The organism is Streptomyces sp. BoleA5 (assembly GCF_000373665.1).
Taxonomy (GTDB): domain Bacteria; phylum Actinomycetota; class Actinomycetes; order Streptomycetales; family Streptomycetaceae; genus Actinacidiphila.
Genome location: NZ_KB892090.1, coordinates 343,100 through 365,203, shown reverse-complemented (window position 1 = coordinate 365,203; position 22,104 = coordinate 343,100). Strand labels below are relative to the sequence as shown.

Here is a 22,104-nt window from a genome sequence, read left to right as displayed (position 1 = left end):
CCACCAGCCGGGGCCACGTCACGCTCTCTCCCCAACATAGCTGCGGGGTAGGACAGTTCTACGCGGCAAGCGTGTACCGGCCGCACGACACTCGTCGCACCCGCCCGGCGCCGACGAGGGCCGGCAGCACAGTCGAACCTTCAAGGCAGATTTCCTCCAACACGCGAACGCCCTCCCGGGCCGTCCTGGGGCCGTGGAAGGGCGCTACACAATGACCAATGCCGACAGCTACTGACAGCTCAACAGCAGGTCAGAGCATTGATTGATGTGACGCCCGCAAGTCACAGCCGGACGCGGTCAGGTCTGGCTGAACTGTTCGGCCGCACTGTCTAGGAAGTGTCGTAGCTGTGCACTGGCATGACCGAGATGCTCGTCGATCTTTTCCTTACACTCATCTCTATAGCTGCGGGCCGCACGGCGGGCGGAATGGGCCTCGTCCGCGCGGTTACGCATGCGCTCAACCGCCTCCGCCGGATGCACGTGTTCTCCGTCAAACGGAGTGTGTCCGGGGCAGAACTGCTCAAGGTCGTCAGAAAGTTGCTCTAGCTCATGGACAGTTGCTAGAGAGTCGTAGAGCATGCGCCGGACGTAGAGGGTGCGTCCACTGTCGCTACTCATGCCCTTGAGTAGTCGCGGGAACGCCTCTTCGATACGCCTCCGGTCATCGGCGATGAGCTCGCGGACCCGTGCCATGTCGATTCGCACAATCGATGGATCATGCTCGTAGGGGATGTTCGCGACGTGTACATGCGCTTGGACGGAAGCACTGCTCAAGTCGCCAGCAACCATCATGCGAAGCGCGGAAGCGTCAGCGTGAATCAGGGCGCCCACGGCTGTGTGGCAATCACCCAGAATCCCTCTGGCAGCCTCGACCAAGCTGAGCGGCCCGACGATGTTCAGGCGGACGACAGCAGCGACCAGGGTGTCCATCACTTCCCGTGTTTGAACATGGAAGTCAGCCGGGTGATCGCGACGATCCATGGCGGCTCGCCCGGGGCTTGGGTAGAGGGTCCCCCCGAGCACCTCATCACGCCCGGCCTCGACTCGCTGGATGAGGACATTCGCGACGTCGGCGAAGTGAGCCAATGCGTCGCGCTGGGCGTTCACGTGGGCTTGCTGCAAAGTGGCGCGGGCTTGAGTGTCGGCGGCCTGCACTGCTGCGTCTGCTTGAGCATGGGCGGCACGTGCCTGAATTCGAGCGGCACCCAGGGTTCCAGCGATTCCAAGGGTGACCCCTACCAAAGCGCCACCGCCACCGATGTACGCAGCTATCACTTCCGGTTGCATACGATGATCGTGCCAGTACGTGGGTGTGCTGCGTGGGCGTGAGTGCAAACTCTGCCGTCACCGGTTGGCGACAGGCGGGCCGCAGGTCCGCAGCACGACCGTCTCTGATCGCTCAGGCTTCTCAAGTCGTCGACGCGAAGGATCGTGTTGACATCAGCGACTGACATCAACGGCGGCGAACGATCAGAAGCCGAAATGACCATCGCCGGATCGGGGAACGACCGCTCAACCAGGTTTCGGCACGCCACGTAGCAGGGCACGCGAACTTACAAGTCAGGGATCAGCAACCGCGCCGAACTTACGCCTGTGTCGGGTCTGACGGTGTCGGTTCGTGCCGATGGGAACGGTCGGGTTCGGCGCCGACGGGATTCGAACCCGCGGGCTGGGTAGGGCAAGGACCGCCCGGACCCGCACTGGAGCGCCGTAGGAGGGACCTTCCCCTACGTTGTTCCGCCGCAGCACTCCCCCGCGCGGCCCGACGAAGACCCGACCCGTGCGGCCAAGCTCGGCATAGTCGGCGAGATGGGCCGCCAGCTCCGTGGTGAGGGAGGCGGGAAAGGCCACGGTGTGCAGCCGCGGAGCGGTCCCGACGGCCCTGTGGTCATCGCTGATCGAGCAGGCCACCAGCCACGTTGAGATCCTCGTCTACGCGGGGCTGTTCCTCTTCGACAGACACCCCGACCTCACCGACCAGCGGGCGCCGAGGGCCGCCGCCGGCGCGCAGGTGCGGATGCTGCTGGGCGACCCGGACTCGGATGCGGTCCGTCAGCGCGGAGATGGAAGGGATCGGAAGCCTGGCCGCGCGAGCCCGGATCAGGCGCCTACCTCCAACCGGCCATGGCCACACCAGACGTGGAGGTCAGGTCACACGAGGCGATCCTTTACAACTCCATCGACCAGCCTTGGCCAACCGGGAGTTCCGATGGGAGCCTCGCTGGTCGTGGATGTGGCTGAGCGAACTCCCGGCAGACCCATGCTATTTACTCGCACGCAATACGACGTTCCGCGAAATGTTGTGGCTCCCGGCTGGCCTGCTGGCCTGCTGGCGATCGAGTGTGAATCGTCTGCGGCGCCTGTACGGCCACGGGCCCGCATGGAGCAGACGATGCACGTTGTGGAAATGATCCGGCGTACGAATGCCCGGGACCTGTCGAAGCCATAGCCAGGTACGGCCGGGGGTTGCGGAAGAAGGGAAGGCCGTGCCCCTAAGGAGACCCACGCATCCACCAGCTTCGAAGGTCGTTCCTATGCGCCAGAATTGCCGAACGCGGCCTTGACCAGACCGGCGTCGCCGCTGTAAACCCTCATGCGCCGCACGTTCCCGTCGGCAAGCGTGAGATCGAATCCGGCAGTGCCCATGAACAGGTGCTTGTCCGCGGGGGCGACACTGGTGGTGGCAAGCGGGATCGTCAGCGCATCCTTGCCGACCCTGGCTTCCCATATGGCGTCCGCGGAGTTCGAAAGGCGCAACTCGCCCCACTGCGTCTTGACCTTGCTGTCCGGCATGACGAACAGTGCACGTACCCGGAGTTCAGTGCCCTGGCTGAAGTCGGCTACGTCCTTGGCCGAGCTGAGCGGGGCCCTGCGGATAGCCGCCACCCAACGAAAGAGCGGAGGCGTGCTGCCGAAGGATGATCTAGAGGAGGTTGTCACGGGCTGCATGCTCGCACTCCGCATACCTGCTCTACAAGGTGCGTTGGACCAACTCTGTCGAACCGACCACACGCACAAGAGTCGTCTGGGGACTCGCTGACCAGACTTCCTTGTCTCTGGGTGCCTCGGGTTCGTCGCATCGAGTTCGAGTGCAGGCCCGTCAGCAAGCAGCCACCCGCATGCTTGTCGACGGCGGTGACAGCAACGCCGAGAGACAACTGCGGAACGCGGCAGCCGATGATGGGACGAGGGCCGTCCGTCGCAGGGGTCCCGGCAAGCGGCCTATGGTACGGCGCGAACTTGCAAGGCAGCTGTCGCGCGCGCGGTCTGGACATCCCCCGGACCGGTTGGAACAGGTGCGACCGGACGGAGCGCAGTGAAGCCGTACATCTCGAAGCGGGTGGCGGAGAGCAATAGTAGCCACTCGTCGCAGCCCTGCCACGGGTAGAGGTCACCGGCGCCTCCGCGCGCCACCCGCGGACCGTCACCGGTGCGTGGGCGGGCATCTGCCGGCGCGCCCTTGAAATGCGGTATCCACACGTCAGCGCAGATTTCGTTCGCCGACCCCATCGCAGCCAGCCCGAAGGCGTTCTCGGCCGCGGCGGTCCGCTCCTCGTCGGCGAAGTCGTCGAGCACCTGGTCCTCGTCCGGCTTGCCGTCCCCGCGGAAGGTCAGGGTGGTCGTGCCTGCCCGGGCCGCGTACTCCCATTCCGCCTCGCTCGGCAGCCGGAACGGCCACGCGCCGAGCAGGTCGTCCAGGTCGTCCTCGACCCGGGCCGTGCCCGACACCGAATCAGCGAGGCTGTCCTCGTACTCGGGCAGCCAGTGCTGTACCTGCGCGACCGTCAGCGGATGCCGGGCGATCAGGAACGGCTCGACCCGTACTTCTCGCACCGGCTGGGCCTGGGCGGCACCAGCGAAGAACGGTTCGAGGCCGTCCTCGGCGCCTCCGGCGCGCTCGATGGCGCGGACCGCGTCCAGTTCCGCGTCGGACAAGCCCATCCGGAACGTCCCACCGGGAACCGCGCGGAAGACCACCCCGGACGGCGTGTGCCGCCAAGCCGGTCGGCCGGCCACGATCTCCTGAGCCCACATGGTGCCGGACGCTAGCAGTCAGGCATCCCGGATGAACGAGGGGCTCTGCATTCCATCTCGCCGGTATGGCTACGGGTCACGAGGTGCCGCGCCGCATTCGGGCCACATCGGCCGGCCGGCCACGGTCAATGACGGCGTGCGGAAGTCGAGACGACTCGTTGATCAAGGGGTCATGGCCGCGTCTCGACGCCGAGTTCGACGAGCAGGCCCTTGATGCGCTGCTCGATCTCGTCGCGGATGGGGCGGACGGCGTCGACGCCCTGGCCGGCGGGGTCGTCCAGCTGCCAGTCGAGGTAGCGCTTGCCGGGGAAGTACGGGCAGGCGTCGCCGCAGCCCATGGTGACGACCACGTCGGAGGACCGCACCGCCTCGGTGGCGAGGACCTTGGGGACCTCGGCGGAGATGTCGATCCCGGCTTCCCTCATGGCCTCGACCACGGCGGGGTTGACCGCGTCGGCGGGGGCGGAGCCGGCCGAGCGGACCTCGACCCGCTCCCCGGCGAGGTGCGTGAGGAAGGCGGCGGCCATCTGGGAGCGGCCGGCGTTGTGGACGCAGACGAACAGCACGGAGGGGACGGCGGAAGTGCTCACGGGGTTCCTCCTTGTTCAGTGACCAGTGACGGCGGGTTCGGTGACGGCGGGTTCGGTGACGGCGGGTTCGGTGACGGCGGGTTCGGTGACGGCGGGTTCGGGGTCGGCGGGTTCGGGGTCGGCGGGTTCGGGGTCGGCGGGTTCGGCGACGGACGCCGCAGCCGGGGCGGTACGCCCGAACAGGAGGGCGACCAGGCCGAGCCCGAGGGCGGCGCCGACGAACTGGGCGACGACGAAGGGCGCCACGGAGGCGGGGGCGATGCCGGCGAAGGTGTCGGAGAAGGTGCGACCGATCGTCACGGCCGGGTTGGCGAAGCTGGTGGAGGAGGTGAACCAGTACGCCGCGCCGATGTAGGAGGCGACGGCGACGGGTCCGATGCGCTGCCGTCCTGTGCGGCCGAGACCGAGGACGAGCAGGATCAGGCCCGCGGTGGCGACGACCTCGCCCAGCCACAGGTGCCCGGCGGACCGGTCGTGCGCGGACCAGGCCACGAGCGGTTCGGCGAACATCGCGTCGGCCAGGACGGCGCCACCGACGGCGCCGGCAATCTGCGCGGGTACGTAGGCCGCGACCGCACGCGAGGACGGTCCGTCGCCGGTGGCGCGGCCGGTCCACCATGCGGCGAGGGTGACGACCGGGTTGAAGTGCGCGCCGGAGACCGGGCCGAGCAGGGCGATCAGCACGCCCAGGCCGAACACGGTGGCGAGGGAGTTGGCGAGCAGCTGCACGCCCACATCGCGGGACAGCTCGGTGGCCTGGATGCCCGAGCCCACCACGACTGCCACCAGCGCGGCGGTGCCGACGAACTCGGCAGCGACACGGCGGCCGAGCGGAGCTGGGACGGTCATCCGCGGGCCCCGGCAGCGGCCTGTCCGGCCGGGGTCTGCAGAAGGGAGGAGAGCCGGGTGAGCGCGGGCGGCAGGACCCAGTAGTAGACCCAGGTGCCGCGCCGTTCGGAGCCGACCAGACCCGCTTCGCGCAGCACCTTCAGGTGATGGGAGATGGTCGGCTGTGACACGTCGAACGGCCCGGTCAGGTCGCACACGCATGCCTCGCCGCCCTCATGCGAGGCGATCAGCGACAGCAGTCGCAGCCGCACCGGATCCGCCAGGGCCTTGAACATGCGAGCCAGGTCGACGGCAACCGCTTCGCCCAGGGGTTCACGGACCATCGGCGAGCAGCACGCGGCGGCCGGGTCGTCCTGCCCGAGGACCCGCAGCTCTGATTTCGACATGCGTCTATGTTGACGTCTGTCGATGCAGATGGCAACCTCGGGGTTGCCGAGCTGTATCGATGGATGTCGATACAGAAGCAGATGAGGGAGACCGTCATGTCCCGCGTTCAGCTCGCCCTGCGCGTCGCCGACCTCGAAGGGTCCATCGCGTTCTATTCCCGGCTCTTCGGCGTCGAGCCCGCCAAACTCCGCCCCGGCTACGCCAACTTCGCCATCGCCGAACCCCCGCTCAAGCTCGTCCTGATCGAGGGCGAGGACGGTCAGGACACGCGCCTGGACCACCTCGGCGTGGAGGTGGAGTCCACCGAGCAGGTCACCGCGGCCGCCGGCCGGCTCCAGGAGGCCGGGCTGGCCACCTTCGAGGAGAACGACACCTCCTGCTGCTACGCCCTCCAGGACAAGGTCTGGGTCACCGCCCCCGGCAAGGAGCCGTGGGAGGTGTACGTCGTCAAGGCCGACGCCGACACTCTCGGCAGGAGCGCGGACAGCACCCCGGGCATGTGCTGCGGCTCCGGCGAGCATGCCGAGACCGCGCGGGACACCACCTCGGCCACCACCGGCGGAGGCTGCGCCTGCGGTCCCCGCTAGGCCGCCGGGCGATTCGGCCGGGAACCCGTGCCCGGTCGCCGTCCTTGGGCCGCCGAAGCGGCAACGGCGGGGGACATGCGGGGGCCACGAGCGGAAGGGCCGGCCTGCGGTCGTCCAGGTCCACTGGGAACGCCCCGCTGACGGGAGCCGGGCGGGGCGTTCACGGACAAGGTGCCGCCGTTGTAGGCGACGCGCCGGTATGTTCAGGCGCGGTGGTAGACGTCCACCCGGGGGCCGGGCGGGAACTGCAGGCTGTCGACGCGCCGCCACGGCGTTCTGCGCACCGTGTCGGGGAAGACGCGGAGCCCGGCGCCGATGGTCATGGGGAAGACCATCAGCCGCAGCTCGTCGACGAGGTCGTGATCGAGCAGGGTGTGCACCAGCCGCGCACTGCCCGCGACCAGGATCGGCCCGCCGTCCTTCGCCTTGAGCTCGGCGACGCCCTTGACCGCATCGCCGGTCAGCACCGTCGTGTTCTGCCAGGCGGGGTCGGTCAAGGTGCCGGACACCACGACCTTCTGCATCGTGTTGAGCTGGTCGGCCAGCTCGCCGGTCCGCTCCGGCCAGGAGCCGGCGAAGGACTCGTAGGTCACCCCGCTGATGAGCGGCGTCTCGGCGGCGAGCGTCTCCTCGACCTTGTACTGCCCCTGCTCGGGGCTCATATGGTCGAACACCCACCCCGAGTGTGGACGGGTGTCCTCGCCTCCTGGCGCCTCCATCACGCCGTCCAGCGTCACGAACTCGGAAACGATCAGCTTTCGCGCGGATCTCTCCTGGGAGTCTGCACCCGGCGCTCACCGGGTCTCCTCAGTGGACCGCTCACGGCGCGCGAACTCATCGGTGCCGCTGCGCGCCGGCGGCGCGGCCGGTGTCTCCGCGCGTCGGCCGAGGGCACTCCCCCGCACGGCCCGGCGCCTGCCGCACGAGTGCCCAGGCGCCGTCGGCGAGCCGCTTCCCACGGGGGAACGCGATCACCCCCAGGGCGTCCTGTGGAGCGGACGCCCCGGACCCTGGACCTCCGGTCCCTGAACCCCGGGACCCTGGACCCCCGGACCCTGAACCTCCGGACCCTGAACCCCGGGACCCTGGACCCCCGGACCCTGAACCTCCGGACCCTGGACCCCGGGACCCTGAACCCCCGGACCCTGAACCCCGGGACCCTGGACCCCCGGGCCCTGAACCCCCGGACCCTGGCCCGGCGCCCCGGTCCCCACCTGCGGTGCAGGGCCGAGTCGGTCACCGGGCTGGTTCCCCGCGCCCGGGGCCTGCGCGGCTCCGGTGGCCCACAGCTGGTCGACGCGCGAGCGCTCGGTGGCGTTCGGATAGCGGTTGGTGCAGGACGGGCCGGGGCCGCCGCCCGACATCAGCTCACTGCACGGCCCGCTGTAGTCGTCCGCCAGGCCCAGCACATGGCCGGTCTCGTGGGTGACGACACGAAGCGAGTCGTCCTGCCGGTTCTGGGTGTAGTCGAGGAAGACGTAGCCGCTTCCGTGGCCGTTGGTGGAGGCGTACGACCCGCGCGAGTCGTTGCCCTCGCGGTAGGAGAAGTCGGCATCGGCGTCGCTCGAAGCCTCCTGGAGCTTGACGTTGGACACGGAGCTGTTCCATATCGAGGCCGCGCTCGATATCTGCGAGCGGAAGGTCGGCGCCTTGGAGTCGTTGTAGTAGACGGTCACCGCCTGCCCGTCGGGCTGGGCGGCGCGCTTCGCGGCGACCGACTTGAGCACGGATTCGAAGAACGCCTTGTTGTTCGCGGCCTCCCCGGCCGACCCGTCGTACCGCGCCACGGAGGTACCGGCGGAAGCGGACGGGGTGGCGGCCGACGCGGCACCGGCCACCGCGCCCAGCGCGCTGGAGGCCAGACCCACGCCGAGAGCGAGGGCGAGGAGCCTCGCGGACGTTCGGGACGACTTCATGTGAGGCTCCTACTCACTCGGTGACGCCGAGCGCCCGGTGCGCGGTCGAATCCGCGGGAACACCAGCTCTGAACTGCAGCGACGTCCTTTGGGTCGTCATTGTTAGAGCGGCTCGGCAGGGAGCGCAAAGGGTCCCGCCACTACGTCGCCTCGTAGGTCCCGGGATCTCGCCGGGGCGGTGCGCGGCCCTCCGCTTCGCATATGGCGACGGGACCGCGGGACTGTCGCGCCGTCAGAATCCTTACGCCGCCGGGTAGTGGGCGTGCGTGTCGATTGGGTGGCATTCCGGGACGCACGCCAAAATCCACATTCGGGCAAAAATGGACAAATGCTTAGATCTCGACCACGCCGGGTCTACTAAGCACGCCAGGTGGTAGGCGCGGCGCTGTGACCGATTTCATAGAACATGGGCTTCCGCCCGTTTCGTGCTCCACCGGCCCCGAACCGTCCCCAGGCGTCGCCCTCGCCGCCGGGCGGCATCCCCCACCACTGAGCCGCCGCCCCTCAGTCGGCCGGCTGACCGCCGGGGCCGGGAAACGCACTGGTCGACCGGCGTCGCCCAGGACAGGATGCGGCCATGCGTCACGCCGATGAGGATGATCCCGAGCTGCTCGCTCTTGTCCACCGCTACGTCACACCCGACAGGCGCCACCTCAGACTCGGCGGCCGGCTCATGCGCATGACCGGGCCTGAACGCACCACGTTCGCAAGGGAGCTCGGCGAGGCCGCCCGCGACATCAGACCCCGCGAGCCGGCCATCCCGCTCGAAGGCAGCCGGCGTGAACGCAGGACCGCGGCCTGGCTCATCGCCGCCGCCCGCAGAACCGGGTTCCGCGAACGCCTCGGCGACATGCTTCTCGCCGGCGAGGTCCGCCTCGCAGGCTCGGCCTACTGCGTCACCCTCGCCACGTTCGCGACTCCCGCCGACGCGGACCTGCCGGCCGCCTACCTCGATCGCTACCTGCGACGCCCTGACCTCTCCTATGACCAGACCGCCGCCATGGGCGCTCTCCTGCACCTCGACGCAGAGCTCCGGTCCGATCGGGCAGCCCGGTTCCTGGCCCCGGACGGCCTATGGCGTCAGTGGATCGACGGGCCGCCCCGCAAGGAGCACCACGGCACGCCGGACCGCTACCGCGAGAGCGTCAGCCGGCTCTGCGCCTTCGCCGACGAGAGCGCCGGGCACCCCGGGCACCGCCCCTGAAGGCGGCTGCGAGTGCGGCCACCCCGGATCCGGATCCGGATCCGCCAACGGCTCGCTCCCGTTCGGGCATCTCCCCGCTCAGCCCAGTTGCTCGGCCAGGCCGACGATGACGCCCTCCGGGCCGCGGAGGTAGCAGAGCAGATAGCTGTCCCCGAACCGGGCGATCTCGCCGACGAGTTCGGCGCCGTGGGGGCGCAGGCGGGCGACGGTGTCCTCGATGTCGTCGACGGCGAACATCACGCGGTGCGTGCCCAGGATGTTGTGCGGCCGGTCGCGCGGCCCGGCGCTGGTCGCCTCGGGGCTGCGGTACTTCGCCAGCTCGAGCCGGCTGTGACCGTCCGGGGTCCGGAGCATCGCGATGTCGCAGTGGACGCCGTCGAGTCCGGTGCACCGGTCGGCGAAGAGGCCCTCGATCTCCGCCCTGCCCTCAAGCTCCATGCCGAGTTCCTCGAAGAACGCGACGGCGGCGTCCAGGTCCTCGACGACGATGCCGACGTTGTCCATCCGCTGAATCGCCATCCCGGCTTCTCCTTCTTCCTCGTGCGGCCGGTGGTGGCCGCTGACATCCCTGGGACGGAGCCGGCGGCACGTTCTCGACATCAGGCGCACCGCCGGACCACGGGAGATCCGGGTCGCGCCTGAAGTGAGTCGTGCCGGCCGCAGACAAGAGCATGGCGCAAAAGCTCACGTGCGACCGCCGCGACGGCGGCGCACACGGAGGGCGGACGAAGGTCGCATCGCAGGCGGTGGTGCGCGGTTCCCGCTCACCACCGACGGATGGCTCGGCACGGCCTCCGGCCTCCGGCATCCGGCATCCCGGCAAGGCGGAGAGGGGCGGGGGCGAGTGGTGACGCGGGGTGGTGCGGGACGAGTGAGCCCCCGCGCCTGACGGACGGGGCTGACACGGAGGACGGCGGGCCGCAGCCGTGCCGCATCGGCGGCGGTGCCGCGCGGGGGCCCCGCCCGCGACCCGGACCTGCGGGTCGGGGCCCGCCGGGACCTGCTCCGTCTGCCGCACGGCACCGGTGTACGTCTCGATGACGGCCGGGGCGCCGGCGGGGATCTCCGTGCAGCGGCGCGTCGGCAGGACCGGAGGTCCCGCGGTGCCGTCCCGGCGACTCTCGCCGCCCGCAACGGAGACCCGGCCCGGAAGCCGCCCCGGCGGCTGGGCTCACCCGTTTGCCGACGGGCGCTTCACCCACCTGGCCCAGGTGCTGGCGGTGCTGGGGTGTGTCCGCCGTTCGCCGTGCTTCCATCCCGTCAGGAGGCACACATGATGCGTGAGGACCGACAGCAGGACACCCACCCGCAGGCGGGTGCGTCACGGCGGCATCTGCTCGCCGCGGCCACTCTGGCGCCGTTGCTGGGCGGGGCGATCTCCGCGTGCGCGCCCACCGGGACGTCGAAGCAGCACAACCACCCGTCGGTCATGCCCGTGCGCACCGCCCTGACGGACTGGAAGGAGGTGGCCCTCGCGCTGGGACGGACGGGCGACATCAGGCGCGAGTTCATGTACCACACGGGTCTGCCGCGCCGGGACCTCACGGTGGTCTCGCAGGGCGTCACCGTCAAACCGGGGCTCGCACTGGGCTCGCACGTGTCCTTCGTCCGCTACGCCGACGGGAACACGCTGCTGATGGGCGACGTGGTGGTCACCGAGAAGGAGATGCAGTCGTTCGCCGACGTGCTGCACGAGCGCAAGATCGAGCAGACCGCGATCCACAAGCACCTGCTGTCGCAGGACCCCGAGATCTGGTGGTTCCACGTCCACGCGCACGGCAAGGACCCCGTGGCCATCGCCAAGGGCCTGCGCGCGGCGCTCGACCGGACCGGCGCCCCGCCCCCAGGACGGCCGGACCACTCCGTACCGCGCCAGCTGGACATGGACACCGCCACCATCGACAAGGTGATGGGCGTCAAGGGCGGCATCGACGACGGCGTCTACAAGAACACCTTCGTGCGCCGGGAGACCATCACCGACAACGGCATGGTCCTGCCGCCGGGCCTCGGATCCACCAGCGCGATCAACTACCAGCCGCTGGGCAACGGCCGGGCCGCGGTCAGCGGCGACTGCGCCATGATCGCCAGCGAGGTCCAGAACGTCCTGGCGGCCCTCCGGAAGGCCGGGTGCCAGCTCGTCGAACTGCACAACCACGGGCTCGTGGACGAACCGCGGCTCTTCTTCGTGCACTTCTGGGCCGTGGGTGACGCGGTCAAGCTCGCCAAGGGGATCCGCAAGGCGTTGGACGCCACCAACGTCAAGGGGATGGCGGTGGAGATCGGCTGACCACCCGCAGCCGGTGGCTCCGTGTGACCCGGCCGCCGCTCCGCGCGGGACACCCGCTGCGGACGCGGCGGTCGGCCGTGTCTCCCCCTGGTGTACCGTCTCGGCAGGCGATCGGGGGACGAGGATCATGGCGAGACGCTGGTACACCGCCCTGGGTGTGAACCTGCTGCTGGGGGTTCCGGGCGTTGTCCCGCTCTGGATGCTCTGGTACATCGCCTCCAACTGGCCGCTCGCAGAGCTCGGGTTGACCGTTCGCGAGCCGACGGAGAACGACGGCGTCATGCCCGCGCTGGTGCTCTGCGGGCCCGTCGTCCTCCTGTTCGCCGTGCTCTGGTGGTTGGCGAACCGGCCTCTCGCCGAGCGGACGACACTCACCGCGGGCGGCTACTGGCTGCTCAGCGTCCTGGCCACCCTCCTGCCGACGGCGGCGCTGTTCGCCAACTCCTGATCCCCCCGCCGGTGCGCGGGCCGGGTCAGGCCGGCGTACGGACGCCGGGCTCCGCCGCGGCGGGCCCGGGGGCGACGCGGCGGCGGCGGGTGGGGATGCCCATGGTCGGGTTGGCGACGCCCCAGGCCGCGCCCTTGCAGACGAGTTCCTTGTAGACGGCGGCGAACCTCCCGGTCATGGCCGCGCCGACGGCGCGGTCGTCGGCGGTGACGAACTGGATCAGGCCCTCCTTGCGTCCCAGCGAGATGCACTGGTTGAAGTACCGCAGCGGCATGTCGGGGAGCTTGCCGCCGGTCAGGCGCGCGGCGATGGCGTCGGCCGCCTGCCAGGCGGTGGGGATGCCCGAGGCGCACGACATCCGCAGCGGCTTGCCGCCGGCGCCCGTCGCCATGGCGGCGTCGCCGATGGCGTAGACGTCCGGGTGGGAGACCGAGCGCATGGTGGCGTCCACCACGATCTGCCCCGTGTCGGTGGTCTCCAGGGTGGTGGCCCCGGCGATGGGGTGGACGGCGAAGCCCGTGGTCCACACGGTGACCGCGGCGGGGAGCGAGGTGCCGTCGGCGGTGGTGACGCGGTCGGGCTCTACGGCGGTGACGGTGGTGTGCTCGTGCACGGTGATGCCGAGCCGGCCGACGACCTTCCGCAGGTGCCGGGCGCCCTTCGGGGAGAGCCAGTCGCCGAGGCCGCCGTGGGCGGCGAGCGCGACGTCGAGGTCCGGGCGGGCCTCGGCGATCTCGGTCGCGGCCTCCAGGCCGGTGAGGCCGCCGCCGACGACGAGGACGGGCCGTCCGGCCTCCAGGCCGGCCAGGCGCTCGCGCGTGCGCAGCGCCCCGGCGCGGCCGGCGATCTCGTGGGCGTGCTCGGCGGCGCCGGGTACGCCCTGGTCCTTCCAGCCGCTGCCGAGGGCGTAGACGAGGGTGTCGTACGCCAACTCCTCGTCGCCGTCCGCGCCGTGGACGGCGACGGTGCGGCGGTCGGCGTCGACGCCGGTGACCTTCGCGGCCTTCAGTTCGACGCCGGTGCCCGCGAACATCTCGCCGAGGGGCCGGGGCGTGAGGTCCTGGCCGGCGGCGAGCTGGTGCATGCGGACGCGCTCGACGAAGTCGGGCTCCGCGTTGACGAGGGTGATGGCGACGTCCTCGCGGCGCAGCCGCCGGGCGAGGCGCCCGGCGGCGCTGGCTCCGGTGTACCCGGCTCCGAGGACGACGATGCGGTGCTGCATGTCCTGGCTCCTGTCTGCTCTCCAGCGGATTCGCCACTTGAACCGGGCGGCCCGCCGTTTCCTGACAGGAACGTGATGTGAAGCACGTCACACGGGGATCGTAGGGGCGTCAGAAGGCGTGAAACAGGGGTTCCCCGTGGTCGCCGGCCGCCCATCGCCGGGTGGCGCGTTCGAGCTTGTCGGGGTTGACCTGGTTGCGGACGGCCGCGACGCCGTCGGCGGTGACCTCCACGCACATGACGCCGACGACCCGGCCGTCGACGACCGCCACGACGGCGGGGTCGCCGTTGACGTCCGTCGCGTAAACCTCGGCCGTGCCGCCGACCAGGGCGCGCTTGGCCGCGCCGGGCGTGAACAGGCCCCGCAGGAACTTCGCGACGGCGAGGGCGCCTTCGAACGCCTTCGTGCGGGCCGGCACCTTCCCGCCTCCGTCGCCGACCGCGACGGCGTCCTGGGTGAGCAGCCGCACCAGCGGCTCGGTCCGGCCGCTGGTGGCGGCCGCCAGGAACTCCTCGACGACCCGCCGGGCCGCCGCCTCGTCGATCCCGGCGCCGGTCCCGCGGGCCCTGCCGTCCGCGACGTGCTTCTTGGCACGGTGGTGGATCTGCTGGCTGGCGGCCTCGGTGATGTCGAGGATCTCGGCGATCTCGCGGTGCGGGTAGGCGAAGGCCTCCCGCAGCACGTACACCGCGCGCTCGTTGGGGGTGAGGCGCTCCAGCAGGACGAGGACCGCGTAGGAGACCGATTCGCGCTGCTCGGCGGTGTCGGCCGGGCCGAGCATCGGGTCCCCGGCGAGCAGCGGTTCGGGGAGCCACTCGCCGACGTAGGTCTCGCGCCGTGCCCGGGCCGAGGTGAGCTGGTTGAGGCACAGGTTGGTGAGCACCTTGGTCAGCCACGCCTCGGGGACGTCGACGCGGTCGACGTCGGCGGCCTGCCAGCGCAGGAACGTCTCCTGCACGGCGTCCTCGGCTTCGCTCGCGGAGCCGAGCAGACGGTAGGCGACGGCCTCCAGACGGGGCCTGGACGCCTCGAACCGTTCCACGTCGTGCGGAGTCAGGGCCATGGCCCGGATCCTAGCCCGCGCGCGGCCGTGCGTCAGTGGCCGGCGTCGAGGCGGACGACGGCGCCGATCTCGACGAGCCGGTCGGGCAGCACCAGGTCGGACCGCCCGTCACGGTGCCGGTGGGGCGGTGGTCGCCGCTGTACGCGGCGTGCAGGGGGGCGACGGTGTCGAAGTGGTCCCGCAGGCCCCGTACCGGGACGGTGGTCCCGACGATCTGGTCGGACGGGCCCCGAAGTGCTCCAGCACGCGGTCGAGGTTGCCGAGGGTGGTCCTGATGTCTGCGGTTCGAAGTCGCCGGTCCCGATGAAGGTCCCGGCGATGTCGTGGGACAGCCGCCCCGAGATGGCGAGCGTTTCGCCGGCCCGGACGGTCACGGTGTCTCCTCGTCGTCGACCGGAACGGCCCCGCGCGGCGGGGGCCGGCAGCTGAGACCGGAACCGCCGTGGGGGGACAGGAACGAGGCGAGCGCGGCGCCGGCCGGAGGGCCGTGGCTTTCGTCACGGGTCCTCCGGCCGGGTGGGGCGTGCCGCGGTGGCCGCCAGGGGCGGCGAGGCCTCAGCGGAAGGGGAAGAACCCGCCGAAGCCCCCGACGGGGACGACCACGGGGACGACGACGGCGGGGACGAAACCGCCGTAGAAGTTGTTGCCGTAGAACCCGTTGCCGCGGAAGCCGCCGATGCCGCCGAAGCCGCCGCCGCCCTGGACGTAGTTCGTCACGGCTGACTGAGGGGCGATGGAGGTCACGGTCTGCGGTGCCGCTTCGGCGGTGCCCGCCGCGACAAAGGCGAGCATCGGTGCCGCGAGCGCCGCGGCGACAGTCCGGCGGACGGTGATGTTTGCGCGCATGTCAATCTCCTTCGTACGGGAAGATTGGTGGACAACGGCCGTGCCATTTCCGACCGTCGTCGAACCGGCTTCGTGTGCCTGGAGCCGGTAGGACGAGGGGCACGTGACCCACGCGTTCTCGCTCACCGGGCAGGGACGCCGTGATGCAAGGCGGCAAACGCCGAGGAAACGACCGTGACACGGGTGGGGCCCGGAGTCAAAAGAAAGCGCCGCGCCTCAGCGTCATCGGGGCCGCTTTTCCGCAGGTCGGAGAGTGTGTGATCGGCTCGCCGGAAATCTTCGGGCCGCCTGGGAGGGCGGTCACGCACAAGCATCCCATGGCCATTACACGGGGTCCGGGGTCACCCTCCGTGGCCGCCGGTCCCAGCCGTGCCGTCGCCGGCCCACGCCATGCGATCACCGGCTCCCGCTCCCGCCCCCGCTCCCCGGGCACCGTCCGGCGAGGACCGTCCGATGCGGACCGTCCGGAGCCGACCGCCCGGAAGGGCCGAGGGGCCGGTCGCGCGGCGAGTCGTCGATGGCGCCGACCCCTCCATGCTTGACTCGTCAAATAAATAGCCCTATGTTCGGTTGACGCGTCAAGCATGAATGGAGCAGGGCGGGCTCCGCACCGTCGCCCAGGTGCCCGCCCGTGCAGTCCGCGCACCTCGCGCGGTCCGCAGGATGAGGAGTCACGACCATGGCACAGCCGCACGGCGAGGAACTGCAGGCGATCCTGGAGCGTCAGGCAGAGCTGAGGGACCGTTACCTCCTCCCGGCCGGGAAACGCCCCGCGCCCACGACGCAGGGGGTCCACCACGCCGCGTTCATCGCGCGGGACGTCGAGGAGACCATCCTCTTCTACCGGGACGTCCTGGGCCTCCCACTGGTGGACCTGATGGAGAACCGGGACTACCGCGGGTCGACGCACTTCTTCTTCGACATGGGCGCCGAGAACATGCTCGCCTTCTTCGACTTCCCGGGCCACCCCCACCCCGACTACGCGGAGACGGTCGGCGGCGGCCACCACATCGCGCTGTCGGTCACGCCCGAGGTCTTCGCCACCGTGAAGGAGCGCCTGGAGGAGAAGGGCATCGCGTACGCGGCCTTCCCGACCGAGGTCGCGGACAGCATGTTCCTGGCCGACCCCAACGGGCTGAGGATCGAGCTGATCACGGAGCCCAAGGGCTACGCCCTCGGCGAGTACATCCTCTGACACGAGCGATGCGGGCAGCGGGCGCCGGACGCCGGCCGAAGGGGCGGAGGATCACCTGACGGCCGTCGGTCCGGCCCCCGCACGCGCCGGGCCGCGGCCCGGACCGCCCCGCTCCCCCGGCTCCGCGGTGTTCCACCGCGGAGCCGGGCGCTTACGCCCCGCGCCCACGCCCCGCGCGGCCGGGACCCGAGACCCACGGAACTCGAACTCCGCTGAGATGAGGCCGACTTCGGCCCCCCGGCGGACGCCCGGTGCGCCGATACGGCCGGCCCGGGCCGTGGCGGCCGGGGAGAACTCCCGCGCGACGTCGCGTCGGTGGAGAGCGCGCAGGACACCATCGACGGGCGCCGCCCATCGCGCCCGCGTCAATTGGGATGCGCCGGCGCACGGGGCCGGGTAACGTCCCCGTCCGACGCCTTCCGATGCGCCGTGCCCCGGTTACTTCCTGCGAACAAGTACACACCGGTGCACACCCTTGATCTCGGGAGGCGCCGCTCTCGCGTGCCCCGGGCGATGTCCGTGACCGCGCGTGCCCCGTTCCGCGTGTCTTCCCGCCGCACGCCCTCCGACCGCCACCCTCCAGGGGGACATCTGCATGACCCGGTTCAACCGTCAGCGGGCCAAGACCGAGACCAGGGAGGAGATCCGGGCCGAGATGCCGGGCGTCACCGCGGGCGGTGCCACCTCCCCGCTCTCCCTGCACGGCCGCTGGGTCGAGGCCGCTCCCCGGTCCGCAGGGGCCGTGCTGCGGACGGCGTTCCCGCCGCCCGGCCTCAACCACGAGGCGGGCGCCGGATACGCGCGGGAGCCCAAGGCGGAACTGTTCTTGCTCGCCGTCTCCCACATGGCCGGTCAGAACAGCTTCTACGAGGGCGCCGGGTCCCGCGACGAGCGCTACGCCCGCCTGGTGCGGCGACTCGCCGTCGAGGACCCGCAGTGGACTCTCGGTCTGCTGCGCTGGCTGCGCACGCAGGCCCACATACGAACGGCGTCGGTGGTGGGCGCGGCCGAGTTCGTCCGCGGCAGGCTGGACGCCGGGGCCGCGGGCTTCTCCCGGCAGGCCGTCGAGGCCGTGCTGCAACGCCCGGACGAGCCGGGCGAGTTGCTGGCGTACTGGACCTCCCGCTACGGGCGGAGGCTGCCGCAGCCGCTCAAGCGCGGGGTCGCGGACGCGGTGCGCCGGCTCTACACCGGCCGCGCGCTGCTCAGGTACGACACCCCCTCGCACGACTTCCGCTTCGGCGACGTACTGGAGCTCACCCACCCCGCCCCCGCGCCCGGCCGTCCGTGGCAGGGCGGGCTGTTCCGGTACGCGCTGGACCGGCGGCACCGTCCGGACCGCGCCGTACCACCGGCCGGGGAACCGCTCCTCGCCGCGCACCACGCGTTGCTCTCCCTACCGGTGGAGCGGCGGTACGCGCTGGTCACCGGGGCGGACGGGGCCGAGCGGCTGGCCGCGGCCGGGATGAGCTGGGAGGCGCTGGCGGGCTGGCTGCAGGGGCCGCCGGACGCCGCGGTGTGGGAGGCCGTGATCCCCTCGATGGGGGCGATGGCGCTCGTCCGCAACCTGCGCAACTTCGACCTCGCCGGGGTCGGCGACGAGGCGGCCACGGAGGTGGCCCGCCGGATCTCGGACCCCGCCGAGGTGCTGCGCTCCCGGCAGTTCCCGTTCCGCTACCTGGCCGCGCACCGCAACGTGCCCTCGCGCCGCTGGGAGGAGCCCCTGGAGAGGGCCCTCGGGCACTCACTGGCGAACGTGCCCGCGCTGCCCGGCCGGACGCTGGTCCTGGTCGACCGTTCGGGCTCGATGTTCGACCGGCCGAGCGCGGACACCGAGCTCAACCGGGCCGACTCCGCCGCGATCTTCGGCACCGCGCTGGCGATGCGGGCCGAACGGGCCGACCTCGTCCAGTTCGGCACCGGCAGCCTGCGCGTCGAACCGGCGCGGAACGAGTCCGTCCTGCGGGCGCTGGACCGGTTCGGCGACCTCGGCGGCACGAACACCGCCGCCGCCGTCACCCGGCACTACGCCGGGCACGACCGGGTGGTCGTGGTCACCGACGAACAGGCCTTCTGGTCGCCCCTGGGCGACCCGATGGGCGCCGTCCCGAAGCACGTCCCGGTGTACACGTGGAACCTGGCGGGGTACGCCACGGGCCACGCCGCGACCGGGCCGCACCGCCACACCTTCGGCGGCCTCGCCGACGCGGCGTTCCGGCTGATCCCGCTCCTGGAGGCGGGGCGGGACGCCTCGTGGCCCTGGGACCCCGCCGCCGTCACGGACTGACGGGCCGGGTCAGGCCTTCTGCCCGGGCTTCGCGGTCTGCTCCGGCTGCTCCGGATCCGCCGACTGCGCGTCCTTGCCGCGCAGCGCCTTCTCCACGGCGTCCCGTACCCGGCTGTCCTCGCGCTGCTTGCGCCGTGCGCGGCCGCGGCGCCGGAGGACGATCGCGGCGGCGACGGCCGCGGCGAGCAGGACGATCAGCAGGAGCAGGATCCAGGGCACGGCCCAGCCGTGGGCGGTGGCCTCGACCGGGTCCAGGGGGTTGATGGAGCCCGACGCGTCGGTGAGCATCGGGGTGAGGGTGACGGTGGCGGTCAGGCTGACCGCGGGCGCCACGCCGTGGACGGGCACCTTCACCTTCCAGCTCTCCCCCGGCAGCAGCTCCGGCGGCGCGGCGAGGTCGCCGGCCCTCGCCCGCAGCCATCCGAACGGGCCCGCCACCGAGACGGACTGGCGTGCCGACAGCATCGCGTTGCCGGTGTTGTGGATCGTGTACGTGACGGTGGCGTCGCCCGTGCCGAAGGGGTTGGCCGGGCCGCTGTAGTCGACGTGGAGGTCCTCGACGGCGAGCTTCGGCTTGAGCGCGCCGCTGACCCGCAGCTTGACGCGGATGCCCAGGCGCCGGTCCACGTTGATGCCCTGGGCCTCGTCGGACTGCTTGAGCGAGGTCAGGATGCCGCCGACGTAGTCGCCGGGGGTGGCGTTGTCCGGGACGGTGACGGTGAAGGGGATCTCGGCGGTCTTGCCGGGCTTGATGACGACGCTGTCGCGGTCGGCGTGGACCCAGGCGCCGATCCCGACGGACTTCTTGTCCTTGGTGAGCAGGTCGAGCTGCCCGGTGTCGGTGGTGTAGCCGTCGGACGCGTAGAGCGCGAGCCGCAGCGGGGCGGTGCTGCGGTTGGCCACGACCATGGCGTCCTTGACCTGTCCGCCGGGGTTCGCGGAGTAGCTGTAGCTGGACCGGTCGTCGCCGAACGCGTTCGCGGCCGTCCTCACCGTCCAGGTGACATCGCCGTCGGCCGCCCGGGCGGGGCCCGCGTGGAGGCCCACGAGGGCGAGGGCCGCGAGCAGGACCAGGACGGCGGTGCGGGCGAAGGGCGTCGTGCGGCGCGGTGCGGACGGGAGCATGTCGGGGTTCTCCTGGAGCGGGAGGCGGGGCAGGCACCGACGGTGCCTGCCCCGCCGTCAAACGGGTACGGTCAGCTGCTCAGCGCAGTGATCGTGAGGGTGGCGCGGTAGCCGCCCTTCTCGACGCTGTCCGGGATCTTCAGATCCAGGTCGGCGCCGAGCTTGGCGGAGCCCCGCGGGTGGCCCTGCTCGGCGGAACCGAGGCCGCGCGAGACGGACAGGCCCTGACCGTGGTCGTCGTAGCCGGAGTTCACCGGGTCGCCGGCCTTGGCACCGGCGCCGCCGTCCAGGACGTACGGCGTCCAGCCGAGGTAGGAGCCGGAGAACGTCTTGTCGGCGTCCTTGAAGTCACCCACGTTGGCCGAGATCGACCACGGGGCGAGCGAACGGCGGCTGTCGGAGACGAGGATCGGGTTGATCTTGCCGCCCGCGACGAAGTGGTCGCCGTCCTGCTCCTTGGCGGTACCGAGGTCCACCAGGCCGTTGTAGCCGTCGATGGTCCAGCCGAACTCGCCCGGGGCCGGGTTCGGGACGTCGACCTGCAGGTCCTGCTTGTCCCCGTGGTACGGGTGCACCGTGACGTCGTCGACGTGCGAACCGACCGGCTGGTCGGCGCCGTTGGCGGCGCTGCGGATGTTCTCGACCACGAGCTTGTCGTTGCGCACCTGGACCTTGACGTAGGTGCGGACGTGCTCCTGGTTCTGGACCGAGTTGTACCAGTAGTTGTTCGGGTTCAGCGGGTCGGCGCCGTTGCCCGCGCCGCTGGTGCCGCTGCTGTCCGGCTTGGTGATGTCGTAGTACTTCGAGCCCGAGGCGGAGTTGGCCGTCACGTAGAGGACGCCGCCGGGACCCGGGTACACGTCGGAGGCGCCGGGCTGCTCGGCCGGGTTCTCCTTCGCACCGTTCTTGATCAGGTAGCTGCGGGAGTAGCTGTGGTCGTGGCCCTGCAGGACCAGGTCCACCCCGAGCTTGGAGAACGTCGTCGGGAAGTCCAGACGACGCTGCTTGTTCTCGCTGTCCTTGGCGTGCGAGGCCGGCGAGTAGATCGCGTGGTGGTAGACGAGGACCTTCCACTTGGCCTCGTTGCCGTGCTTGTTGATGACGTCGGTCACGTAGTTGACGTGCGCCGCGTCACCGCCGCCGTTGGCGGAGTTGTAGCTGTTGCTGTTCAGGTCGATGAACAGGACATCCTTGTAGATGTACCAGTAGTCACCGCCCGACTTGGTGCCGTCCGGGTTCCCGTTGTCGTAGTACGGGGCCGAGCGGTCGGTGTTCGGGGTGGTGAAGTGCTGCTCGTAGGCCTTGCCGCCGACGTCGTGGTTGCCGATGGTGGCGGCCCACGGGTACTGGCGCAGTCCGTCGGGAGCGAGGAAGGAGTTCCACTGGGACTCGGTGTTGGCCGTCTCGACCTGGTCACCGCCCGACACCAGGATCTCGGCGTTCGGGTTGGCCCGCAGCGAGACGTCGACCGTGTCCTGCCAGCCGGCCTGGTCGGCGGCCAGGTTGCCGGACGAGCCGATCTGCGGGTCGCCGTAGAACAGGAAGTCGTACTCGCCCTCGAAGTCCTGCGTCTTGAAGGAGTACGTGGTGGACCAGTTGCCCTCGCTGCCGACGCGGTAGGAGTACTGGGTGTTCTCCTTCAGGCCGGTGATCGTCGCGTGGCGGTTGAAGCCGCCGCTGGTGGCGATGTTCGCCGCGCCGATGGCGTCGAAGGTGGCGGAGCCGGCCGGGAACTGGCCGTCGGTCACCTGCGCGGTCGGCGCGACCTGGATCTGCTGCGCCGTGTCGGCGGAGGAGTACCAGGTCACGGTGCGCTGGGTCTCGTTGGCGCCGACACCGAGGACGATGCCGCTCAGGGTGGCGGTGTCGGCGGCGGACGCCGAGGTCACCAGCCCGTTGCCGAGGGCAACCGTCAGGCCGAGGAACGCCGCGGTGGCCCCGGTGGCCACACGGCGCCGCGCGGACCCGGAGGTCCGCGAGGAGTTGCTCGATCTCATCTTTGTCTTTTCCTTCTGTGCACGAATCGTGTGCATCGAGTGGAGAACCCCACGCTGACCTCGGCA

General features: G+C 70.9%; 21 protein-coding genes. 7 read left to right on the top strand and 14 right to left on the bottom strand.

Features of this window, described 5'->3' with window-relative positions; genetic code table 11:
* Positions 1–297: 297 nt before the first annotated feature.
* Positions 298–930, bottom strand: coding sequence for a hypothetical protein (locus B085_RS0101705; protein WP_018556821.1), 633 nt, complete (start codon positions 928–930; stop codon positions 298–300).
* A 12-nt stretch (positions 931–942) separates the two neighbouring features.
* Between B085_RS0101705 and B085_RS0101700 the strand changes: the two genes are divergently transcribed.
* Positions 943–1,329, top strand: a complete 387-nt coding sequence (locus tag B085_RS0101700) for a hypothetical protein (RefSeq protein ID WP_158689632.1) — start codon at positions 943–945, stop codon at positions 1,327–1,329.
* A 1,203-nt stretch (positions 1,330–2,532) separates the two neighbouring features.
* Here B085_RS0101700 and B085_RS49035 read toward each other — a convergent pair.
* From B085_RS49035 to B085_RS0101675, 5 genes are all read right to left on the bottom strand, one after another.
* The gene (locus tag B085_RS49035; RefSeq protein ID WP_158689631.1) at positions 2,533–2,793 is read right to left on the bottom strand and encodes a hypothetical protein; all 261 of its coding nucleotides are present in this window, start codon (positions 2,791–2,793) and stop codon (positions 2,533–2,535) included.
* A 429-nt stretch (positions 2,794–3,222) separates the two neighbouring features.
* Positions 3,223–4,017 carry a formylglycine-generating enzyme family protein gene (locus tag B085_RS40890; RefSeq protein WP_234018472.1) on the bottom strand — a complete coding sequence of 265 codons (795 nt, stop codon included), beginning with the start codon at positions 4,015–4,017 and terminating at the stop codon, positions 3,223–3,225.
* A 188-nt stretch (positions 4,018–4,205) separates the two neighbouring features.
* On the bottom strand, positions 4,206–4,625 hold the full coding sequence (locus B085_RS0101685) for an arsenate reductase ArsC (RefSeq protein ID WP_018556817.1): 420 nt from the start codon (positions 4,623–4,625) through the stop codon (positions 4,206–4,208).
* A 15-nt stretch (positions 4,626–4,640) separates the two neighbouring features.
* Positions 4,641–5,474, bottom strand: a complete 834-nt coding sequence (locus tag B085_RS0101680) for an aquaporin (protein WP_018556816.1) — start codon at positions 5,472–5,474, stop codon at positions 4,641–4,643.
* Entirely contained in the window at positions 5,471–5,860 is a 390-nt protein-coding gene (locus B085_RS0101675; RefSeq protein WP_026250576.1) for an ArsR/SmtB family transcription factor, read from the bottom strand. The genes B085_RS0101680 and B085_RS0101675 overlap by 4 nt, the downstream gene beginning before the upstream one ends.
* A gap of 96 nt (positions 5,861–5,956) precedes the next feature.
* On the opposite strand from B085_RS0101675, the gene B085_RS0101670 reads away from it, so the two are divergent.
* Positions 5,957–6,448 carry an ArsI/CadI family heavy metal resistance metalloenzyme gene (locus tag B085_RS0101670; RefSeq protein ID WP_018556814.1) on the top strand — a complete coding sequence of 164 codons (492 nt, stop codon included), beginning with the start codon at positions 5,957–5,959 and terminating at the stop codon, positions 6,446–6,448.
* Between the two features lie 203 nt (positions 6,449–6,651).
* On the opposite strand, the gene B085_RS40885 is transcribed toward B085_RS0101670, so the two are convergent.
* Positions 6,652–7,200: a dihydrofolate reductase family protein gene (locus tag B085_RS40885; RefSeq protein WP_267881080.1), complete on the bottom strand. Its 549-nt coding sequence runs from the start codon at positions 7,198–7,200 to the stop codon at positions 6,652–6,654.
* Positions 7,201–7,419: 219 nt separating this feature from the next.
* Positions 7,420–8,364, bottom strand: coding sequence for a snapalysin (snpA, locus tag B085_RS40880; protein WP_018556812.1), 945 nt, complete (start codon positions 8,362–8,364; stop codon positions 7,420–7,422).
* A gap of 577 nt (positions 8,365–8,941) precedes the next feature.
* On the opposite strand from snpA, the gene B085_RS0101655 reads away from it, so the two are divergent.
* Complete coding sequence (locus B085_RS0101655; protein WP_018556811.1) at positions 8,942–9,568, top strand: DUF6000 family protein; 627 nt, start codon at positions 8,942–8,944, stop codon at positions 9,566–9,568.
* Positions 9,569–9,646: 78 nt separating this feature from the next.
* On the opposite strand, the gene B085_RS0101650 is transcribed toward B085_RS0101655, so the two are convergent.
* Entirely contained in the window at positions 9,647–10,087 is a 441-nt protein-coding gene (locus B085_RS0101650) for a VOC family protein (protein ID WP_018556810.1), read from the bottom strand.
* Positions 10,088–10,841: 754 nt separating this feature from the next.
* Between B085_RS0101650 and B085_RS0101645 the strand changes: the two genes are divergently transcribed.
* Positions 10,842–11,855, top strand: coding sequence for a DUF1259 domain-containing protein (locus B085_RS0101645; protein WP_018556809.1), 1,014 nt, complete (start codon positions 10,842–10,844; stop codon positions 11,853–11,855).
* Positions 11,856–11,982: 127 nt separating this feature from the next.
* Positions 11,983–12,303 carry a hypothetical protein gene (locus B085_RS0101640; RefSeq protein ID WP_018556808.1) on the top strand — a complete coding sequence of 107 codons (321 nt, stop codon included), beginning with the start codon at positions 11,983–11,985 and terminating at the stop codon, positions 12,301–12,303.
* A 25-nt stretch (positions 12,304–12,328) separates the two neighbouring features.
* Here B085_RS0101640 and B085_RS40875 read toward each other — a convergent pair whose 3' ends face one another.
* The 3 genes from B085_RS40875 to B085_RS0101625 form a co-directional block, all read right to left on the bottom strand.
* The gene (locus B085_RS40875) at positions 12,329–13,525 is read right to left on the bottom strand and encodes an NAD(P)/FAD-dependent oxidoreductase (protein ID WP_018556807.1); all 1,197 of its coding nucleotides are present in this window, start codon (positions 13,523–13,525) and stop codon (positions 12,329–12,331) included.
* Between the two features lie 109 nt (positions 13,526–13,634).
* Positions 13,635–14,588 (bottom strand): RNA polymerase sigma-70 factor, encoded by a 954-nt coding sequence (locus B085_RS0101630; protein WP_018556806.1) that lies wholly within the window; start codon positions 14,586–14,588, stop codon positions 13,635–13,637.
* Positions 14,589–15,143: 555 nt separating this feature from the next.
* Complete coding sequence (locus tag B085_RS0101625) at positions 15,144–15,434, bottom strand: hypothetical protein (RefSeq protein ID WP_018556805.1); 291 nt, start codon at positions 15,432–15,434, stop codon at positions 15,144–15,146.
* A gap of 679 nt (positions 15,435–16,113) precedes the next feature.
* Between B085_RS0101625 and B085_RS0101620 the strand changes: the two genes are divergently transcribed.
* Positions 16,114–16,629, top strand: a complete 516-nt coding sequence (locus B085_RS0101620; protein ID WP_018556804.1) for a VOC family protein — start codon at positions 16,114–16,116, stop codon at positions 16,627–16,629.
* Between the two features lie 595 nt (positions 16,630–17,224).
* On the top strand, positions 17,225–18,916 hold the full coding sequence (locus tag B085_RS0101615) for a TROVE domain-containing protein (RefSeq protein ID WP_018556803.1): 1,692 nt from the start codon (positions 17,225–17,227) through the stop codon (positions 18,914–18,916).
* A gap of 9 nt (positions 18,917–18,925) precedes the next feature.
* Here B085_RS0101615 and B085_RS0101610 read toward each other — a convergent pair whose 3' ends face one another.
* Both B085_RS0101610 and B085_RS0101605 read right to left on the bottom strand, forming a co-directional pair.
* The gene (locus tag B085_RS0101610; protein WP_018556802.1) at positions 18,926–20,041 is read right to left on the bottom strand and encodes a WxL protein peptidoglycan domain-containing protein; all 1,116 of its coding nucleotides are present in this window, start codon (positions 20,039–20,041) and stop codon (positions 18,926–18,928) included.
* A 71-nt stretch (positions 20,042–20,112) separates the two neighbouring features.
* Positions 20,113–22,038 carry a purple acid phosphatase family protein gene (locus tag B085_RS0101605; protein WP_018556801.1) on the bottom strand — a complete coding sequence of 642 codons (1,926 nt, stop codon included), beginning with the start codon at positions 22,036–22,038 and terminating at the stop codon, positions 20,113–20,115.
* Positions 22,039–22,104: the final 66 nt, after the last annotated feature.

What these genes read in the sequence shown, in the direction of transcription:
- B085_RS0101705 (WP_018556821.1), bottom strand. Translation starts at nt 930, where the DNA reads ATGGACACCCTGGTCGCTGCTGTCGTCCGCCTGAACATCGTCGGGCCG.
- B085_RS49035 (WP_158689631.1), bottom strand. Translation starts at nt 2,793, where the DNA reads ATGCCGGACAGCAAGGTCAAGACGCAGTGGGGCGAGTTGCGCCTTTCG.
- B085_RS0101680 (WP_018556816.1), bottom strand. Translation starts at nt 5,474, where the DNA reads ATGACCGTCCCAGCTCCGCTCGGCCGCCGTGTCGCTGCCGAGTTCGTC.
- B085_RS0101675 (WP_026250576.1), bottom strand. Translation starts at nt 5,860, where the DNA reads ATGTCGAAATCAGAGCTGCGGGTCCTCGGGCAGGACGACCCGGCCGCC.
- B085_RS0101670 (WP_018556814.1), top strand. Translation starts at nt 5,957, where the DNA reads ATGTCCCGCGTTCAGCTCGCCCTGCGCGTCGCCGACCTCGAAGGGTCC.
- snpA (WP_018556812.1), bottom strand. Translation starts at nt 8,364, where the DNA reads ATGAAGTCGTCCCGAACGTCCGCGAGGCTCCTCGCCCTCGCTCTCGGC.
- B085_RS0101655 (WP_018556811.1), top strand. Translation starts at nt 8,942, where the DNA reads ATGCGTCACGCCGATGAGGATGATCCCGAGCTGCTCGCTCTTGTCCAC.
- B085_RS0101650 (WP_018556810.1), bottom strand. Translation starts at nt 10,087, where the DNA reads ATGGCGATTCAGCGGATGGACAACGTCGGCATCGTCGTCGAGGACCTG.
- B085_RS0101645 (WP_018556809.1), top strand. Translation starts at nt 10,842, where the DNA reads ATGATGCGTGAGGACCGACAGCAGGACACCCACCCGCAGGCGGGTGCG.
- B085_RS0101640 (WP_018556808.1), top strand. Translation starts at nt 11,983, where the DNA reads ATGGCGAGACGCTGGTACACCGCCCTGGGTGTGAACCTGCTGCTGGGG.
- B085_RS40875 (WP_018556807.1), bottom strand. Translation starts at nt 13,525, where the DNA reads ATGCAGCACCGCATCGTCGTCCTCGGAGCCGGGTACACCGGAGCCAGC.
- B085_RS0101630 (WP_018556806.1), bottom strand. Translation starts at nt 14,588, where the DNA reads ATGGCCCTGACTCCGCACGACGTGGAACGGTTCGAGGCGTCCAGGCCC.
- B085_RS0101625 (WP_018556805.1), bottom strand. Translation starts at nt 15,434, where the DNA reads ATGCGCGCAAACATCACCGTCCGCCGGACTGTCGCCGCGGCGCTCGCG.
- B085_RS0101620 (WP_018556804.1), top strand. Translation starts at nt 16,114, where the DNA reads ATGGCACAGCCGCACGGCGAGGAACTGCAGGCGATCCTGGAGCGTCAG.
- B085_RS0101615 (WP_018556803.1), top strand. Translation starts at nt 17,225, where the DNA reads ATGACCCGGTTCAACCGTCAGCGGGCCAAGACCGAGACCAGGGAGGAG.
- B085_RS0101610 (WP_018556802.1), bottom strand. Translation starts at nt 20,041, where the DNA reads ATGCTCCCGTCCGCACCGCGCCGCACGACGCCCTTCGCCCGCACCGCC.
- B085_RS0101605 (WP_018556801.1), bottom strand. Translation starts at nt 22,038, where the DNA reads ATGAGATCGAGCAACTCCTCGCGGACCTCCGGGTCCGCGCGGCGCCGT.